The sequence below is a fragment of the Streptomyces sp. NPDC031225 genome (genome assembly GCF_055570355.1).
This window is the reverse complement of record NZ_JBVIHJ010000001.1, coordinates 421,354-437,529: the sequence shown is the minus strand read 5'-3', so window position 1 is coordinate 437,529 and position 16,176 is coordinate 421,354. Positions and strand designations below refer to the sequence as shown.

15 protein-coding genes are annotated in these 16,176 nt (G+C 71.4%); 4 read left to right on the top strand and 11 right to left on the bottom strand.

The features are described from left to right. Window positions 1-144: 144 nt before the first annotated feature. The 8 genes from ACZ48Z_RS02010 to ACZ48Z_RS01975 form a co-directional block, all read right to left on the bottom strand. Complete coding sequence (locus ACZ48Z_RS02010) at window positions 145-1,185, bottom strand: PAC2 family protein (RefSeq protein ID WP_468733835.1); 1,041 nt, start codon at window positions 1,183-1,185, stop codon at window positions 145-147. Between the two features lie 164 nt (window positions 1,186-1,349). Beyond that, window positions 1,350-2,021: a FadR/GntR family transcriptional regulator gene (locus tag ACZ48Z_RS02005; protein ID WP_468733834.1), complete on the bottom strand. Its 672-nt coding sequence runs from the start codon at window positions 2,019-2,021 to the stop codon at window positions 1,350-1,352. 66 nt (window positions 2,022-2,087) lie between these two features. After that, complete coding sequence (locus ACZ48Z_RS02000; RefSeq protein ID WP_468733833.1) at window positions 2,088-3,383, bottom strand: amidohydrolase; 1,296 nt, start codon at window positions 3,381-3,383, stop codon at window positions 2,088-2,090. Continuing rightward, a complete protein-coding gene (locus ACZ48Z_RS01995; protein WP_468733832.1) occupies window positions 3,380-4,153 on the bottom strand; it encodes a nucleoside phosphorylase in 774 nt (257 codons plus the stop codon). The genes ACZ48Z_RS02000 and ACZ48Z_RS01995 overlap by 4 nt, the downstream gene beginning before the upstream one ends. Further along, window positions 4,150-5,019 (bottom strand): ABC transporter permease, encoded by an 870-nt coding sequence (locus tag ACZ48Z_RS01990; protein ID WP_328745837.1) that lies wholly within the window; start codon window positions 5,017-5,019, stop codon window positions 4,150-4,152. The genes ACZ48Z_RS01995 and ACZ48Z_RS01990 overlap by 4 nt, the downstream gene beginning before the upstream one ends. After that, window positions 5,019-6,077, bottom strand: coding sequence for an ABC transporter permease (locus ACZ48Z_RS01985; protein ID WP_468733831.1), 1,059 nt, complete (start codon window positions 6,075-6,077; stop codon window positions 5,019-5,021). Before ACZ48Z_RS01985 ends, ACZ48Z_RS01990 begins: the two co-directional genes overlap by 1 nt. Next, the gene (locus tag ACZ48Z_RS01980) at window positions 6,074-7,588 is read right to left on the bottom strand and encodes an ABC transporter ATP-binding protein (protein ID WP_468733830.1); all 1,515 of its coding nucleotides are present in this window, start codon (window positions 7,586-7,588) and stop codon (window positions 6,074-6,076) included. Before ACZ48Z_RS01980 ends, ACZ48Z_RS01985 begins: the two co-directional genes overlap by 4 nt. Next, window positions 7,569-8,621, bottom strand: coding sequence for a BMP family ABC transporter substrate-binding protein (locus ACZ48Z_RS01975; protein ID WP_468733829.1), 1,053 nt, complete (start codon window positions 8,619-8,621; stop codon window positions 7,569-7,571). The genes ACZ48Z_RS01980 and ACZ48Z_RS01975 overlap by 20 nt, the downstream gene beginning before the upstream one ends. Before the next feature lie 328 nt (window positions 8,622-8,949). On the opposite strand from ACZ48Z_RS01975, the gene mtnA reads away from it, so the two are divergent. Further along, a complete protein-coding gene (gene mtnA / locus ACZ48Z_RS01970) occupies window positions 8,950-9,981 on the top strand; it encodes an S-methyl-5-thioribose-1-phosphate isomerase (RefSeq protein WP_468733828.1) in 1,032 nt (343 codons plus the stop codon). A 55-nt stretch (window positions 9,982-10,036) separates the two neighbouring features. Here the strand turns inward: mtnA and mtnB are convergent, their stop codons facing one another. From mtnB to ACZ48Z_RS01955, 3 genes are read right to left on the bottom strand one after another with little or no spacing between them, the layout of a single operon-like run. After that, window positions 10,037-10,645, bottom strand: a complete 609-nt coding sequence (mtnB, locus tag ACZ48Z_RS01965) for a methylthioribulose 1-phosphate dehydratase (protein ID WP_468733827.1) — start codon at window positions 10,643-10,645, stop codon at window positions 10,037-10,039. Next, on the bottom strand, window positions 10,642-11,361 hold the full coding sequence (gene mtnC, locus ACZ48Z_RS01960; RefSeq protein ID WP_468733826.1) for an acireductone synthase: 720 nt from the start codon (window positions 11,359-11,361) through the stop codon (window positions 10,642-10,644). Before mtnC ends, mtnB begins: the two co-directional genes overlap by 4 nt. Continuing rightward, window positions 11,358-11,957: a 1,2-dihydroxy-3-keto-5-methylthiopentene dioxygenase gene (locus ACZ48Z_RS01955; protein WP_468733825.1), complete on the bottom strand. Its 600-nt coding sequence runs from the start codon at window positions 11,955-11,957 to the stop codon at window positions 11,358-11,360. Before ACZ48Z_RS01955 ends, mtnC begins: the two co-directional genes overlap by 4 nt. Window positions 11,958-12,477: 520 nt before the next feature. Here ACZ48Z_RS01955 and ACZ48Z_RS01950 point away from each other — a divergent pair. The 3 genes from ACZ48Z_RS01950 to ACZ48Z_RS01940 are packed head-to-tail and all read left to right on the top strand — an operon-like array spanning window position 12,478 to window position 16,165. After that, window positions 12,478-13,575: a substrate-binding domain-containing protein gene (locus tag ACZ48Z_RS01950; RefSeq protein ID WP_468733824.1), complete on the top strand. Its 1,098-nt coding sequence runs from the start codon at window positions 12,478-12,480 to the stop codon at window positions 13,573-13,575. Continuing rightward, window positions 13,562-15,079, top strand: a complete 1,518-nt coding sequence (locus tag ACZ48Z_RS01945; RefSeq protein WP_468733823.1) for a sugar ABC transporter ATP-binding protein — start codon at window positions 13,562-13,564, stop codon at window positions 15,077-15,079. Before ACZ48Z_RS01950 ends, ACZ48Z_RS01945 begins: the two co-directional genes overlap by 14 nt. 39 nt (window positions 15,080-15,118) lie before the next feature. Further along, entirely contained in the window at window positions 15,119-16,165 is a 1,047-nt protein-coding gene (locus ACZ48Z_RS01940) for an ABC transporter permease (protein ID WP_468733822.1), read from the top strand. The last annotated feature ends 11 nt before the right edge of the window (window positions 16,166-16,176 follow it).

The window sequence follows — 16,176 nt, the reverse complement described above, 5'->3', positions numbered from 1 at the left end:
CACGGCTCTCTTTCGATCTCCCACGCGCGTTTCGAGGGGGAGCAGACGCGGGAGACGGGGTACGAGGGGGTGGCGGTGCCGGGGGGGGGGGGGGGGGGGGGGGGGTCCCCCCCCCCCCCCCCCCCCCCACCCTTCCGCCCTGCTTCAGTCCTCCGACGACGAGTCCTCGTCGCCGGACTCCGTCTCCGGCGCGGTCCCGGTTTCCGGCTCTGTCTCCGGCTCGGTCCCGGTCTCGGGCGTCGACGGCCTGGGCGGCTTCGTACGGCCGCCGGGGCCGTCCCACAGATATGCCGTGCTGTCACTGCCGTCCGCGGTCGCGTGGCCGCCCGGCTGCCCCGGCTGGCCGCCGTCCCGGCGCCGCAGATACCGCTCGAACTCCCGGGCGATCGCCTCGCCCGAGGCCTCCGGCAGCTCCGCGGTGTCCCGGGCCTCCTCCAGCGTCTGCACGTACTCGGCGACCTCGGTGTCCTCGGCGGCCAGCTGGTCCACGCCCACCTGCCAGGCGCGCGCGTCCTCGGCCAGCTCGCCCAGCGGGATCCGGACGTCGATCAGGTCCTCCAGCCGGTTCAGGAGGGCCAGCGTCGCCTTCGGGTTCGGCGGCTGCGACACGTAGTGCGGTACGGCCGCCCACAGCGACACCGCGGGCACACCCGCGTGTGTGCACGCCTCCTGGAGGACGCCGACGATGCCCGTGGGGCCCTCGTACTTGGTCTCCTCCAGGTCCATCCGCTGGGCCAGGTCGGCGTCGGACGTGGTCCCGCTGATCGGAACCGGACGGGTGTGCGGGGTGTCACCGAGCAACGCGCCCAGGATCACCACCAGCTCCACGCCCAGTTCGTGGGCGAAGCCCAGCAGTTCGTTGCAGAACGAACGCCATCGCATCGACGGTTCGATACCCCGGACGAGTACGAGATCGCGCGGCTTGTCACCGCCGACGCGGACCACCGACAACCTTGTCGTCGGCCACGTGATCTTGCGCACCCCGCCGTCCAGCCACACCGTGGGGCGGTTCACCTGGAAGTCGTAGTAGTCCTCGGCGTCGAGCGCCGCGAACACCTCGCCCTTCCACTCCCTGTCCAGATGCGCGACCGCGGCGGAAGCGGCGTCACCGGCATCGTTCCAGCCCTCGAACGCGGCCACCATGACCGGGTCGATCAGCTCGGGTACTCCCTCGAGCTCGATCACCCAGGCCTCCTTCCGACGTGCCCTCGCTTAACGCACCAACCTTACGGCGTCCGGCGGGGGCGCCCGCAGCCCCCTTGCACGGGGGAGTGAACGATCACTGCCCCGATCACACCCCGGGAACACCCACCGGCCGCGGTGCCCCTCGGACGCTTCTCACAGGGTTCTCACAGCGTGGACCGCAGCCACTGCTCCACGCTCGCGATGTGGACCGTCGCCCATGAGCGAGCCGCCTCGCCGTCCCGGTCGCGCAGGGCGGCGAGGATCGCGCGGTGCTCGTGCAGGGTGCGGCTGACCGCGTCCTCCTGGGTCAGGCCGCGCCAGATCCGGGCCCGGGTGGTGGGGCCGGACAGGCCGTCGAGGAGTGAGCAGAGCACGGAGTTGCCGGAGCCCTGCACGATCCCGCGGTGGAAGTCGAGGTCGGAGGCGACCAGTTCCTCCACCGACGGGCTCTCGCCGAGCTTGTCCAACTGGGCGCTCAGCGCGTCCAGTTGCTGCTCGCTGATCCGCGCGGCGGCCATCGCGGTGGCCGCCGGCTCCAGGATGCGGCGCACCGCGAGGAACTCCAGGACCGTGTCGTCGCGGTGGAAGTCCACGACGAAGCTCAGCGCCTCCAGCAGGAGTTGTGGATCAAGGCTGGTCACATACGTACCGTCGCCCTGCCGGACGTCCAGGATGCGGATCAGCGACAGCGCCCGCACGGCCTCGCGCAGCGAGTTGCGGGACAGCCCCAGCTCGGAGGCGAGCTCGCTCTCCTTGGGGAGTCGGTCGCCGGGGCGCAGCGCGCCGGAGACGATCATTCCCTTGATCTTCTCGATCGCCTCGTCGGTGACAGCCATGCCCGGCCTCCTTCTCGCCCTGCGCGGGCTGAGACGTCGGATGTCTCGCCCCATTATGAGGCCTGCTCAGACGAGCGACTCCAGTTCCGCGATCACAGCTTCCGCGTCAAGGGTCCGCAGCACCCGGTCCCGCATCAGCACCCGCCCGTCGACGACCGTGTCCCGCACGTCCGCCGAGTGGGCCGCGTACGCCAGCGTCGACCACGGGTCGTGCAGCGGCCGCAGATGCGGTGCGTTCAGGTCAAGGACGATCAGGTCGGCCCGCTTGCCCGCCTCCAGCGTCCCCAGCTGCTCCGCGAGTCCCAGCGCCCGCGCGCCGTCGGCCGTCGCCATGCGTACGGCCCGCTCGGCGCCGACCGCCGTGGGGTCGCCGCCCGCCTTGTGGACGAGCGCGGCCTGCCGCACCGCTCCCAGCACGTCCAGCGAGTTGGAGCTGACCGCCCCGTCCGTGCCGAGGCCGACGCTCACCCCGGCACTCAGCAGCCGTGGCACCGGCGCGATTCCGCAGCCCAGCTTGAGATTGGAGACCGGGCAGTGGGCCACGGACGTGCCGGTACGGGCCAGAGCCGCGATCTCCGGCCCGGTGAGGTCCACGGCGTGCGCGAGCAGCAGGTCGGGGCCGAGCAGCCCCAGTGAGTCGAGCAGTTCGACCGGCCGCTTGCCGTGGCGGACCTCGACGGTGGCGACCTCGGTGGCGTTCTCCGCCGCGTGGATGTGCAGCAGCGCCCCGAACTCCCGGGCCAGGGCGGCGATCTCGGTCAGCTGATCGGGGGAGAGGGTGTAGGTGGCGTGCGCGAAGACGACGGGACGGCGGCCGCCCCGGGCCGGTCCGCGCGCCTCCAGGTCCCGCCGGGCCCACGCGAGCCGCTGCCCGTACTCGATGCCGTCGGGAGGTTCCGGTACGTCCATGAAGGTGGGCCCGCCCAGCAGCCGCCAGCCCGCCTCCCGGGCCGCACGCTCGGCCGCCTCGTGGAACCAGTACATGTCGAGCGCCGAGGTCACCCCGGCCCGTATGCTCTCGGCGATCGCGAGCCGCACCGCTGCCGCCACGTTCTTCGGCGTGAGCAGCTCGGCCTCCGCGGGCAGCACCCGCTCCAGGAACCCCTGGAGGGTCACATCGTCGGCGCGGCCCCGCAGCAGGGTCATCGCCAGGTGCGTGTGCGTGTTGATGAGCCCGGGCAGGACCAGACAGCCGTCGGCGTCGATGGACTCCTGAGCTGTGAACCCGGTACACAGCTCATCCGCGGGACCGACGGCGACGATCACGCCCTCGTGGACGGCGACCGCGCCGCTGTGAACGACGGTTCCGGCCTCGTCGACGGTCAGGACGTCACCGCCGTGCACCAGCAGGTCGATGTTCACAGTGCGTCCCCCGCCTCACGTTCCCCGTGCGCCTCCGCCAGCAGCCGCAGCGCCTCCAGGGACACGACCGCGCCCCGGTCCACACCCACCGCGACGACGTCCCTGTGCGGGTCGTACACGCTGGTGCCCTCCTCGTCCACCAGCTCGTCCGCGTTCGCGCCGTCGATGACGAGCACGCCGCCCGCGACGAGTCCGCGCAGGGAGGCGGTGACCAGCAGCGCGGACAGCTCCATCTCGATCGCCGCGAGCCCGGCGCCCTCGTAGGAGAAGAGCGGGAGGAGTCCGGGCTGGAAGGCCGCGCGGGTCCACACGATCCCCCGGTGGTGCGGTGCGCCGACCGCGCGGGCCGCGCGCTGGAGGGCGAGCACCGCCTCGGGTGCGGAGACCGCCGGGTACTCGGGCGGCAGCAGCTGCTGCGTGACGCCGTCGTCCCGTACGGCGGCCTCCGCGATGACGAGATCGCCGTCACCGATGCCGGGCCTCATCGCACCCGCTGTGCCGAACCGGAGGATCGTGCGGATCCCCGCGTCGGCGAGCTCCTGGAACAGCAGTACGGCTCCCGGCCCGCCGACGCCGTGCGAGGCGACCGTGATCGGCACGCCCTTCCAACTCCCGCTGAACACGCGGTACTCGCGGTGGTACGACACCTCCTCGGCGCCGTCGAGGAGTGCGGCGACGGCGGCCGCGCGGGCCGGGTCGCCGACGACGACCGCGTGCGCCGGGAGTCCGGTGCGGGGTATGCGGGTGACGGGCAGCAGGTCCTGGCTCATGAGGCGGCTCCGGAAGGGGAAGGCGTACGGCGACGGCGCCGGGCCGTCGTGAGGAAGAGGGCGCCGAGCGTGACGACGTAGGGTGCGGCGTCGGTCGCCTGCTGGGGCAGTCCGAGGCCCTGCAGGCGGAAGCCGGCCGCCTCGGCGATGCCGAAGAGCAGCGCGGCCAGCAGCACGCCGACGGGTGCCGCGCGGCCGAGCATGACCGCGACGACCGCGATCCAGCCGCGGCCCGCCGTCATGTTCTCGGTGAACAAGGTGACGTTGCCCAGGGCGAGTTGGGCCCCCGCGAGCCCGCACAGGACACCGGAGACCAGGATCGCCCCGTACTTGTACCTGACGGGGCTCACCCCGAGCGTGGCCGCCGCGTCCGGGGCCTCACCGACCCCGCGCAGCCTGAGCCCCCACACATGCCGGGAGAGCATCACGGCGGCCACCGCGACCGCCGCCCAGGACAGATAGGTGAGCGGGGTCAGGCCACCGACCAACGGCAGCCCGGCGAGTGACGGATCGTCAAAAGTGCCCTGCACACCGAAGACCGTACGCAACAGGAAGCCGGTCAGGCCGACCGCGAGCAGGTTCATGGCCACGCCCAGGACGACCGCGTCCCCGCCCAGGGTCACCGCGCCCACGGCCAGGATCAGCGAGTACGCGGCCGCGGCGAGGGCCGCCGCCAGTACGCCGAGCCAGGCGCTGCCGGTGAACCAGCTGGTGGTGACGGAGGTGAAGCAGCCCATCAGCATCATGCCCTCGAGGCCGATGTTGAAGACGCCCGCCCGTTCGCACAGGGCGCCGCCGAGCGCGGCCAGCAGGATCGGGGTGAGCGCGCGCAGCGCCGACATCAGCAGATCGGAGTCGAAGAACATCACACCGTCTCCTCGGACGTGCGGCGGCGGCTCAGGAATCCGGGGAGGCCGGGCAGGCGCAGCCGGGCCGCCAGGAACACGATCACGATCGCCTGGAGCACTTGGGTCAGTTCGCGCGGCACCTGGGTGGTCCGTTCCATCGCGAGGCCGCCGACCTGGAGGACCGCGAAGAAGAACGAGGAGAGGACCGTGCCGATCGGCGCGGCGGTCGCCAGGAGCGCGGCCGTGAGTCCCGTCCAGGTGTAGCCGGGTGCGGTGAGCGAGCCGTCGACGAAGCGGTACGGGAAGCTCAACACCCCGATCGCGCCCACCAGTCCGGCGAGCGCACCGGAGACCGACATCAACTTCAGGGTCAGGCCCCGGCGTTCGACACCGGCGTACGCGGCGAAGCGGGCGTTGAGGCCCGTCATGCGGATCTCGTACCCGAAGGCGGTGTACCGGTCGGTGAACCAGTAGGCGGCCGCCGCGAGGACGACCAGCACCAGGCCCACGGTCACCGTCGAGTCGCCGAAGGCGGGCAGTGCCACTCCGGCGGGCATCGCCAGGGTCTGCGGGAGGCCGGAGCCGGGCTCCTTGAGCGGATAGCGGGCCAGATAGGACGCGAGCGAGACCGCCGGATAGCTGAGCAGCAGGCTGCTGACCAGGAGTGGGACACCGAGGTGGTTCTCGCACAGGGCGGCCAGGGCGGCGTACAGGCCGCCGGCCGCCATGCCGCCGAGGAGGGCCAGGGCGACGGTCAGGGGCGCGGGCAGCGGTGAGTACAGGCCGATGACGGCCGCGCTGATCCCGCCGAGCACCATCTGTCCGTCGCCGCCGAGGTTGATGAGCCCGGCGCGCAGCGGGATCGCCAGCGCGAGCGCCAGGCCGAGCACGCTGGTGCCGGTGGACAGCGTGGAGCCGATGCCGTCGGCGCCGAGCGAGCCGGTCAGGACGGCCTCGTACGCCGTGACCGGGTCCGCGCCGGTGCCGAGGAGGAAGAGCGCGCCGATGAGGACGCCCGCGAGCACGGAGAAGGTGACGGGGGAGCGCAGGGCGCTCATGATGCGGTCGGGTCTCATGTCAGGGTGCCGCCCGCCATCGCGAGGCCCAGCGTCCGTTCGTCCGCTTCGTTCTTCCGGTAGGTCGCCGTGACGCGGCCCTCGTACATCACCAGCACCCGGTCCGCGAGCCCCCGGATCTCGCTCAGCTCGGCCGAAACGAGGAGGACGGCGTGGCCGGCGTCGCGGTAGGCGATCAGCTGGTCGTGGATGTTCTGGATCGCCCCGATGTCGACTCCGCGCGTCGGCTGCTCCACGAGCAACAGGGGCGCGTCATGGGCGAGTTCGCGGCCGATGAGCAGCTTCTGGAGGTTGCCGCCGGACAGTGCGGAGGCGGGGACGGCGGACGTCGGGACCTTGATGCCGAACCGCTCGATCAGTCGCCGGGCGTGGGTGCGGACGGTCGCCGGCGGCAGCAGTCCGCGGGACGACAGGGACGTACGGTGGTGTCCCATCGCGAGGTTGTCGGCCACGGACGCGGCAGGGGCCGTACCGACCGCGTGCCGGTCCTCGGGGACGTATGCCAGACCCTTCAGGCGGCGCTCGGTGGCCGAGGCGTGGGTGATGTCGTGGCCCCGGAGCGTCACCCGCCCCGCCGTGACCGGCCGCAGTCCCGCCAGCGCCTCGACCAGCTCGCTCTGGCCGTTGCCCGCGACGCCCGCGACCCCGACGATCTCGCCGGCGCGGACGGTGAGAGCGGCCTCGTGAACTCCGGGGGTGGCGAGGCCGGTCACGTCCAGCACCACGTCACCGGGTGTCCCGGCCGGATGGATCCGGTCCAGCTCGACCGCGCGGCCGGTCATCGCGGCGGCGATCTCGTCGGCGGAGGTCTGGGCGGTGACCAGGCGGGCCACGACCCGGCCGTCCCGCAGGACTGTCACGCGGTCGCTGCCCGCCAGCACCTCGCGCAGCTTGTGCGTGACGAGGATCACCGTACGGCCCTCGGCGGCCAGCGACTTGAGCACCGCGAACAGGGCGTCGGCCTCGCCGGGGGTGAGCACCGCGGTCGGTTCGTCGAGGATCAGGGTCCGGGCACCGCGGTGCAGCAGTTTCAGGATCTCCACCCGCTGGCGCAGCCCCACGGGCAGCCCGCCGACCCGGGCGCCGGGGTCCACGGCCAGGCCGTGCGCCTCGGCCAGCTCACGCACCCGGCGGCGGGCCGCGGCCCGGTCCACCAGGCCGAAGCGGCGCGGCTCGGCGGCGTAGACGACGTTCTCGGCGACCGTCAGCGAGTCGAACAGCTTGAAGCTCTGGTGGACCATGCCGAGCCCGGCGGCCATGGCGTCACCCGGGCTGCCGAAGTCCGTCTCCCGGCCGTCGATCCGGACCGTCCCGGCGTCGGCGCGTTCCATGCCGTAGAGGACCGACATGAGCGTCGACTTGCCGGCGCCGTTCTCACCCATCAGGGCGTGGATCTCGCCGCGTCGCACGGTCAGGTCGACGTGGTCGTTGGCGAGCGTTCCGGGGAACCGCTTGGTGATTCCCCGGAGTTCGACCGCGATGTCGTGGGACTCAGCTCGCGGCGGGGTCATCGACCGTCAGCTTCCCGGACACGATCTGGTCGCGCAGCGCCTCGACCTTCTTCAGGACGTCCTTGTGGTCGGCGATCACACACTTCGAGGAGTCGACGCCGCTCTCAAGACCGGTGAGGCTGATGCCGCCCTCCTTCAGGCCGTACGACACGGTCGTGCCGTTCTTCCCGGCCAGGACCGACTCGATGCCCTTCTCCACGGCGATGTCCGTGCGCTTGACCACGTTGTCGACGACCGTGCCGGGCGCCGAGGGGCACTGGTTGACGTCGACGCCGTACGCGTAGGCGCCCTTGGCCTTCGCGGCCTCGAACACGCCGTAGTTGCCGGCCGCGGCGGCCGCCATGATCTGGTCGTAGCCCTTGGCGAGCAGCGTGCTCGCCTGCTCCTTGGCGCGGGCCGAGTCGTCGAAGGGGGACTGCCCGCCGACGAAACGGGTGCCGGTGGAGGTCTTGGGCGCGACCTTCTTGGCGCCGGCCGCGAACGGGTCGCTGTAGCGGCGGAACTGGGGGGTGTCGAGGACGTCGACCGCGCCGACCTTCCCGGACTTGCTGAGCAGGCCCGCCTCGGCGCCCGCGAGGTAGACGCCCTCGTGCTCGCGGAAGACCGCGCAGCTGACGTTCTTGTACGTCTTGGTGGTGCAGGCGTCGATGATCAGGAACTGCTGCTCGGGGTTCTTCTGGGCCTGCTGGGCGACGATGTCGGCGAACTCGAAGCCGACGAGCACGATGACGTCCGGCTTGGCGTCCACCGCGGCCTGCACGTTCTGCTGCTGGGAGGCGGTGTCCGTGGACTCGTAGACCTTCTCTGTCCCGTCGTGCGCCTTCGCCGCGTCCTTGACTCCGGTGACCGCGAGCTTCAGGAACTCGTTCTGCCCCACGGAGTCGGGGGTGACCAGGGTGAAGGACCTGCCGCTGCCGCTCCCCGCGTCGGAGGCGGTGTCGCTCTTCGCGGCGGCGTTGCAGGCCGTGGCGGCCGTGACGAGGAGCGCGGTGGCGGCGGCGACTTGCAGGGAACGACGGCTTCTGCGAGGCATCGGGGGGACCTTCCGGAATACAACGGATTACGACGGGATACGACGGGCGCGCGCTCCGGCGGGAGCGCGCGAGGGCCGGCGGCCAGCGCCGTGGGGGAGGGAGTCTGAGGGGGACGGGTCAGCGTCGACAGCCGTCGCCTGCACACCGGCCGAAGTCGAGGAAACGGCGCTTGGTCAGCATCACGTTCTTCCTCCTTCGTCTCGGTCCGCGGACTGGAAGCTGGACAGTACCATCCGTTTCCAGACACCTGCTCGAATGTCTCGAACTGTGGTTCCCGCAGGTCATGTACCGTGGCAAACACCACCGGAACAGCAGGAGTGTCCCGAAATGTCCCAGGAATTGCGTGCTGTCGACTGGACCGGAAACGGCCTCGCGCTCATCGACCAGACGCTGCTGCCGCATCGCACCGAGACAATGCATGTCCACGATGTGGACACCTTGGTCGATGCGATCCAGCGCCTCGTGGTGCGGGGCGCCCCTGCGATCGGGGCCGCCGGAGGGTACGGCGTCGCGCTGGCGCTCGTGCAGGGGGAGCGGGAGGGCTGGTCGGACGCCGAGGTGCGTGCGGCGGTCGCCCGTATCCGCGAGGCCCGGCCCACCGCCGTCAATCTCATGGTGTGCGTGGACCGGGTGATGACCCGCTTCGGGGAAGGACTCGACGCGGTGCTGGAGGAGGCCGCGGCGGTCCAGCGCGAGGACGTCTCCGCGAACCGGGCGATGGGCGCGTTCGGCGCGGACTGGCTGCTCGAACGGGTCGGTGAGGACCGGCCGTTGAGGATCCTGACGCACTGCAACACCGGCGCGCTGGCGACGGCCGGCTGGGGCACGGCCCTCGGTGTCGTCCGTGAACTGCACGCGCGCGGACGCCTGGAGGTCGTCTACGCCGACGAGACGCGCCCCCTGCTCCAGGGATCCCGGCTCACCGCCTGGGAGTTGGTCCAGGAGGGCATCCCGCACTACGTCCAGGCGGACGGGGCCGCCGCAGGCACGATCCTGCGCGGCGAGATCGACGCGGCGATCGTCGGCGCCGACCGGATAGCCGCGAACGGCGACACCGCGAACAAGGTGGGCACGGTGGGCGTCGCCCTGGCGTGCGCCGACGCGGGGATCCCGTTCCTGGTGGCGGCACCGACGACCACGGTCGACCTGGCGACCGCGACCGGCGACGACATCCACATCGAACTCCGCGGTGAGGCCGAGGTGTTGGAGTGGGCGGGTGTGCGGACGGCTCCGGCCGAGTCCCGCGGCCACAACCCGGCGTTCGACGTGACACCCGGGCGGCTGGTGACGGGACTGGTGACGGAGCGCGGGGTGCTGGAGGTCTCGGCGGGCGAACTCCCGGGAGACCGGCTGAAGTAGGAGCTGGGCGCATGCGTGAGGGGGTCCCCTGCACCGGGGACCCCCTCACGCCGTCTCAGCGGCCCGTCAGCTCCAACTCCAGCAGCCACTCCACCACTTCGGTGTGATGCCGGGCCTGCCGCGGATCCGAACCCCACACGTACAGCCCGTGCCCCGCGACCACGACCGCCGGCATCAGGGGCTCCCGCGCCTCCTCCAGACGATCGCCCAGCACCTTCATGTCCTGGCTGTTGGCGATGACCGGCAGCGTCACCTCGACGTCGTGTGCCGGAAGGCCGACGCCCTTCAGCATCTCCAGATCCCTGAAGACGATCCCGCCCGGCTCGCGCTTGCCCATCGCCACCGAGGCGACGGTGTGCACATGGACCACGGCACCGGCGCCGGTCAGCGCGGCCACCCGAGCATGCAGTTCGGCCTCGGCGGACGGCTTGCCGCCCTGTACGGCCGCACCCTGAGCGTCCACCAACACCACGTCCGATGGCGTCAGTTCACCCTTGTCGTGCCCACTGGCGGTGACGGCGAGCCGCAGTGGATCGCGTGAGAGCACCACGGACAGGTTTCCGGAGGTGCCCCGCATCCAGCCGAACGAGGCGAAGCGGGCGGACTCGGCGGCGAGGACCGCCCCCGCCTGCTCCAGGTCGAGTGCGCTGATGTCGGCGGTCACGAAGTGCTCCTTGAAACGGTGATCTCGTCGAACGTCCCCGCCGCGGCGTGGTCGCCGACTCCTTGCTCGTAGTACGGCTCCCCGGGCCGCCGGATCCCGACGGCGCGCCACCCGGCCGCACGGGCCGCGTCCAGCTCGCCGGGCCGGTCGGAGAGGAAGAGGAGCCGCTCCGGACGGACGCCGGTCGCCGAGGCGATACGGCGGTACGACTCGGGCTCCTGCTTGGGCCCGGCGTTCTCGGTGTCGTAGAGACCGGAGACCAGCGACGTGAGGTCGCCCTCCGGGCTGTTGGTGAACCACGCCCGCTGCGCCGCGACCGACCCGGACGAGTAGACGTAGAGGCGTACGCCCGCCGCGTGCCAGGCGCGCAACCGCGGTACGACGTCGTCGTAGAAGTGCGAGACGAGGTCGCCGCGGGCGAAGCCCTCGGCCCAGATGACGCCCTGGAGGGTCTTCAGCGGGGTCGCCTTGCGGTCCTCGTCGAGCCAGGCGTTCAGCGCCTTCTCGACGTGTGCGGCGTCGGCGTCCGGTTCGCCGATCTCCTCGCGCACCTGGGCGACGGCCCGCGCCACCTCGGGTTCGCCGCCCCGCTCGGTGAGCAGCGCGGCGAACCGCGAGCGCGAGTACGGGTACAGCACGTCGACGACGAACCCGGTGGCGCTGGTGGTGCCCTCGATGTCGAGCACGACGGCGTCGACGTCGTGGCGCACCGTCATGCGGCGGCCCTGTCGGCCTCGTAGCCCGCCGCGATCGTGTCGTAGTCCGGGAAGCGGGCGGCGATCGTGGAACCGGTGAAGTTGCCGATCCAGCCGTCCTCCTCGTGGAAGAAGCGGATCGCGGTGAACGAGGGGGCGGTGCCCATGTCGAACCAGTGCGTGGTGCCGCGCGGCACGCCGAGGAGGTCGCCCTTCTCGCAGAACACCGCGTGCACCTCGCCGTTCACGTGCAGGTAGAAGATCCCGGAGCCGGAGACGAAGAAGCGGACCTCGTCATCGTCGTCGTGCGTGTGCTCCTGGAGGAACTTCGCGCGCGCGGCCGCGGCCTTCGCGGGGAACTCCGGGTCGTCGCTCGGGTGCAGACCGAGGACGTCGACGGTGGTGAAGCTCTCCTCGGCGTTCAGCTTGTCGATCTCGGGGCCGTAGGCGGCGAACACGGTCTCGCTGTCGGCGTCGAACGGGACGTCCTCGCGGACCGGCCACTGCTCGTAGCGCACACCGAGCGGCTTGAGGGCCTCGGCGATCTCGGCGGGGTCCGAGGTGCGGCGGACCAGGGTCTCGGGGCCGGACTCGGACCAGGTCGTCAGCAGCGTCATGGGAACAACTCCAGGATTCTGGATGGATGTCCGGATACCGAGACGAGCACCGGACGGACGGAGAGGGCGGAAGCGGGGTCGGCGGGCGGCGGCGAGCAGGTCGTCAGCCGCGACACAGCGCGCGGGGACAGCGGCGCACGCAGGGCATACGCATCGCTTTCGCGCCAGGTGTCGTCATGGGGGCCTCACTGTGCCGGGTCGGATGCCGGTCCTGTGATGGTAACTCCGGTGGGGCGGCCGACCTGGTGTGACGTAGTCGTTGTCTCACTTTGTGAGAATTCGTGTCCAGGGCTTTGACGATTGGCTGGAAACGTTCTCATGATCTCCTTATGAAGACGCTGCTGCTCGTGCGGCGGCTGTACGTGGACCTGCTCCGGATGACCACCGCCAGCTGTCGCTGACCCCTCCCGGAGCCCTCGCGCGCCCGCCACCACCCCTGTCGTCGGTGGCGCATTCCTTTCGCTCGCTCCGGGACACGCACCCCTCTCTTCTCCTCGCCACCCCGTACCTGGAGCCCCTCATGTCCCGTGCCCGCCTCCCGCTCGCCGCGCTCTCGCTGGCCTCCGTCTCCGCCCTCGCGCTCGCGGGCTGCTCGCAGTCGACGGACGCCTCGAAGAACACCTCCGACACCGCCGCCTCCGCCTCGGCCGCCACCGGCAAGAAGCCCGCCCCCTTCAGCGCGGGCCCGGTCAAGGTGGCCCTGGTCCGCCAGAGCGGCGCCGGTGACTACTTCGAGCAGTGGGGCAACGGCGCCAAGGCCCAGGCCAAGGCCCTCGGCATCGACCTGACCGTGTACGACGCGCAGGCGGACAACGCCAAGCAGGCCACCGACCTGTCCTCGGCGATCAACTCCGGCGCCAAGGCGATCATCATCGACCACGGCTTCCCGGCGACCATCCAGCCGGAGATCGACAAGGCCGTGAAGAAGGGCATCAAGGTCGTCGTCTACGACGTCGACACCCCCACCAAGGGCGTGGTGAGCACCGAGCAGGACGACGCGAGCATGGCGCAGGCCGTCCTCGACGTGATGGCGAAGAAGCTCGGCGAGAACGCCAAGGTCGGCTACGTCAACGTCGCCGGTTACGCCGCCCTCGACAAGCGGAACACCGTGTGGGCCAAGGAAATCGCCGCGCAGGGCTGGAAGCAGCAGTTCAAGGTCGGCAAGGTCACCGACTCCACGGCCACCGACAACGTTCCCCTGGTCTCCGCCGCGCTCACCCAGCACGCGGACGTGACCGGCGTCTTCGCCCCCTACGACGAGCTCGCCAAGGGCACCGTCCTCGCCGTCCAGAACAAGAAGCTCCAGGACAAGGTGAAGGTCTTCGGCGCGGACGTCTCCAACGCCGACATCCAGCAGATGACCGCCGCCGACAGCCCCTGGGTCGCCACCGCCGGCACCGACCCGTCCGCGGTCGGCGCCGCCGTCGTACGGACCGCCGCCCTGGAGCTGGCCGGTCAGCTGAACAAGACCTCCGTGGAGTTCCCGGCCGTCGCCATCACCCAGGACTTCCTGCGCGAGAAGAAGATCGAGAACATGGACCAGCTCCGCACGGCGCTGCCGGCGCTGAACCTGTCGCAGGTCTCCACCGCCGACTGGATCTCGAATGTCGCCCACTGAACCGGCGGTCACCCTCCGCGAGGTCAGCATGGCTTTCGGGGGCAAGACGGTCCTGGAGTCCGTCAGCCTCGACATCGCCCCGGGCAGCGTGGTCGCGCTGCTCGGAGCGAACGGCGCCGGCAAGTCGACGCTGATCAAGATCCTGTCGGGCGTGCACACCGGCCACGGCGGACAGGTGCGGGTCGCCGGGGAACCCGCGGCCCTCCAGTCCCCGCTCGCCGCCCGGCAGTTGGGCATCCAGACCGTGCACCAGCGCATCGGCGAGGGCATCGTGCCGGGCCTCTCGGTCGCCGAGAACCTGGTCTTCGAGGAACTGGCGCAGAAGCGCGGAAACCCGTTCCTGAACGGACGCCGGGTCCTGGAGCGCGCCCGCGAGATCCAGGCGGGCCTCGATCTCGGCTGGAGCGACTCGGTGCTGCGCCGCGAGGTGGGCGAACTCGGCATCTCCGACCGCCAGTTGCTGATCCTCGCCCGCGCGCTCGCCACCCGCCCGCGCCTGCTGATCCTGGACGAGCCGACCTCGGCCCTGTCCGCCGCCGAGGCCGAACGCCTCTTCGCGCTCGTCGAGAGGATGCGCGACGACGGCATCGCCGTCCTCTACGTCTCCCACCGCCTCGGCGAGATCGACGCCCTCGCCGACCGCCTGGTCGTCCTGCGGGACGGCCGTCTCACCGAGGACCAGGCCAAGCCCTTCGACTGGGACAGCGCCCTGCGCGCGATGCTGGCCCAGGCCCAGGAGACGACGACGGCCCGCCCGGTGCGGGAGGGCGACCAGGGAGACGTCGTTCTCTCGCTGCGCGGAGTCCGCCTCTTCGAGGGCAGGGCGCCCCTCGACCTCGACCTGCGCGCCGGTGAAGTCACCGGTGTGGTGGGCCTGTTGGGGGCCGGCAAGACCGAGCTGGCTCGCGGCCTGTTCGGCGCCGAGCCCTTCGCGACGGGGACGGTCGAGCTGGACGGGAGACCGTACGCACCGAAGCGGCCCTCCGACGCCATCCGCGGCGGTGTCCACCTGGTCCCCGAGGACCGGCATGCCGACGCGCTCGTGCCCGGCTGGTCGCTGGCCCAGAACATCTCCCTGCCCTTCCTCAAGTCGCTGTCCCGCCTCGGGCTGGTGAACACGGCCAGGGAGGACGCCCTCGGCCGCGACACCATCGACGCCCTCGGCGTCGTGGCCCGCGACGAGCACAGCACCGTCGAGGAGCTGTCCGGCGGCAACCAGCAGAAGGTCGTCGTCGGCCGCTGGCTCGCCGAGACACCCCGCGTCCTCATCCTGGACGAGCCGTTCCGAGGCGTGGACATCGGCGCCCGTCGCGACATCGGCCGCCGCGCCCGCACGCTGGCCGCGGAGGGCGCCGCCGTACTCGTCCTGTCCGCCGACGTCGACGAGGTCCTGGAGATCGCCGACCGGGTCGTCGTGCTCGCCGCCGGTGAGATCCACCTCGACGCGTACGGCGAGGACGCGGAACGCGACCGCGTCATCCAGACCATCTCGGCGTCGGTCTGACGTCGGCCGCCAGCCGCAGGCCCCAAGGAAGCAGCTCCCATGACCACCCAGCAGAGCACCGAGGTCCCCACGAAGGCGGCGATCCCGCCCGCGACCTCCACCGCCGTACGCGTCCAGAACGCCGTGATCAAGTACGGCTTCATCTTCGTCACGGTCGCCCTGTTCCTGTACTTCGCACTCAGCGAGGGCTCCTTCCGTGAGTCGGCGACCCTCCTCGACACCCTCCGGTACGTCTCCGTCGCCGCGATCCTCGGCCTCGGCGTCACCCTGACCATGGCCGCCGGCGGAATGGACATGTCCGTCGGCGCGGTCGCCGGCCTCGGCGTCTCGGTCGCCGCCCAGACGATGGTCGTCCACAATCAGGTCGGCACGGTCGCGATCCTCGCCGTGCTCACGGCGGGCGCCGTGGCGGGCCTGCTCAACGCGCTGCTGATCGTCGTACTGAAGATCCCCGACATGCTCGCCACCCTCGGCACCATGTTCGTGATCCAGGGCAGCAAGCTCATCCTGGTCGACGGCCAGTCGATCACCCCCGGCATGACCATGGACGACGGCTCGACAGCGCCCGGCAAATTCACGGCCGGCTTCCTCAAGATCGACCGCGGCACGGTCGCCGGGATCCCCGTCTCGGTCCTCATCTTCGGCGGCCTGACGATCGTCGCCTGGGTGTTCCTGGCCCGCACCCGCTGGGGCCGCGTCCTGTACGCGATCGGCGCCAACCCCGAGGCCGCCCGACTGGCCGGCATCCGCGTCGGCGCCTACCGCGCCCTGGCCTACGTCCTCTCCGGCGTCCTCGCCTCGATCGGCGGCCTGATCCTCGCGTCCCGCATCGGCCAGGGCGACGTGTCCGCCGGAACCTCCCAGCTGCTCGAAGCGGTGGCCGTGGCGCTCGTCGGCACCTCCGTGCTGGGCCGGGGCCGCCCCAACGTCTGGGGCACGGCCCTCGGCGCGGTCCTCATCGGCATCATCACCACCGGCCTGACCATCAAGGGCCTGCCGTACTACACCCAGGACGTCGTCGAGGGCGCGGTCCTCATCCTCGCCCTGGTCTTCAGCTTCACGTTGTCCAAGCGCCGCACGTCATAGCAGCACACCTC

Excerpts from the sequence above, each read along its gene's own strand:
- mtnA (WP_468733828.1), top strand. The coding sequence starts at position 8,950 with ATGTCCCAGGAATTGCGTGCTGTCGACTGGACCGGAAACGGCCTCGCG.
- ACZ48Z_RS01995 (WP_468733832.1), bottom strand. The coding sequence starts at position 4,153 with ATGAGCCAGGACCTGCTGCCCGTCACCCGCATACCCCGCACCGGACTC.
- ACZ48Z_RS01950 (WP_468733824.1), top strand. The coding sequence starts at position 12,478 with ATGTCCCGTGCCCGCCTCCCGCTCGCCGCGCTCTCGCTGGCCTCCGTC.
- mtnC (WP_468733826.1), bottom strand. The coding sequence starts at position 11,361 with ATGACGGTGCGCCACGACGTCGACGCCGTCGTGCTCGACATCGAGGGC.
- ACZ48Z_RS01945 (WP_468733823.1), top strand. The coding sequence starts at position 13,562 with ATGTCGCCCACTGAACCGGCGGTCACCCTCCGCGAGGTCAGCATGGCT.
- ACZ48Z_RS01985 (WP_468733831.1), bottom strand. The coding sequence starts at position 6,077 with ATGAGACCCGACCGCATCATGAGCGCCCTGCGCTCCCCCGTCACCTTC.
- ACZ48Z_RS01980 (WP_468733830.1), bottom strand. The coding sequence starts at position 7,588 with ATGACCCCGCCGCGAGCTGAGTCCCACGACATCGCGGTCGAACTCCGG.
- ACZ48Z_RS02005 (WP_468733834.1), bottom strand. The coding sequence starts at position 2,021 with ATGGCTGTCACCGACGAGGCGATCGAGAAGATCAAGGGAATGATCGTC.
- ACZ48Z_RS01955 (WP_468733825.1), bottom strand. The coding sequence starts at position 11,957 with ATGACGCTGCTGACGACCTGGTCCGAGTCCGGCCCCGAGACCCTGGTC.
- ACZ48Z_RS01940 (WP_468733822.1), top strand. The coding sequence starts at position 15,119 with ATGACCACCCAGCAGAGCACCGAGGTCCCCACGAAGGCGGCGATCCCG.
- ACZ48Z_RS01975 (WP_468733829.1), bottom strand. The coding sequence starts at position 8,621 with ATGCCTCGCAGAAGCCGTCGTTCCCTGCAAGTCGCCGCCGCCACCGCG.
- ACZ48Z_RS01990 (WP_328745837.1), bottom strand. The coding sequence starts at position 5,019 with ATGTTCTTCGACTCCGATCTGCTGATGTCGGCGCTGCGCGCGCTCACC.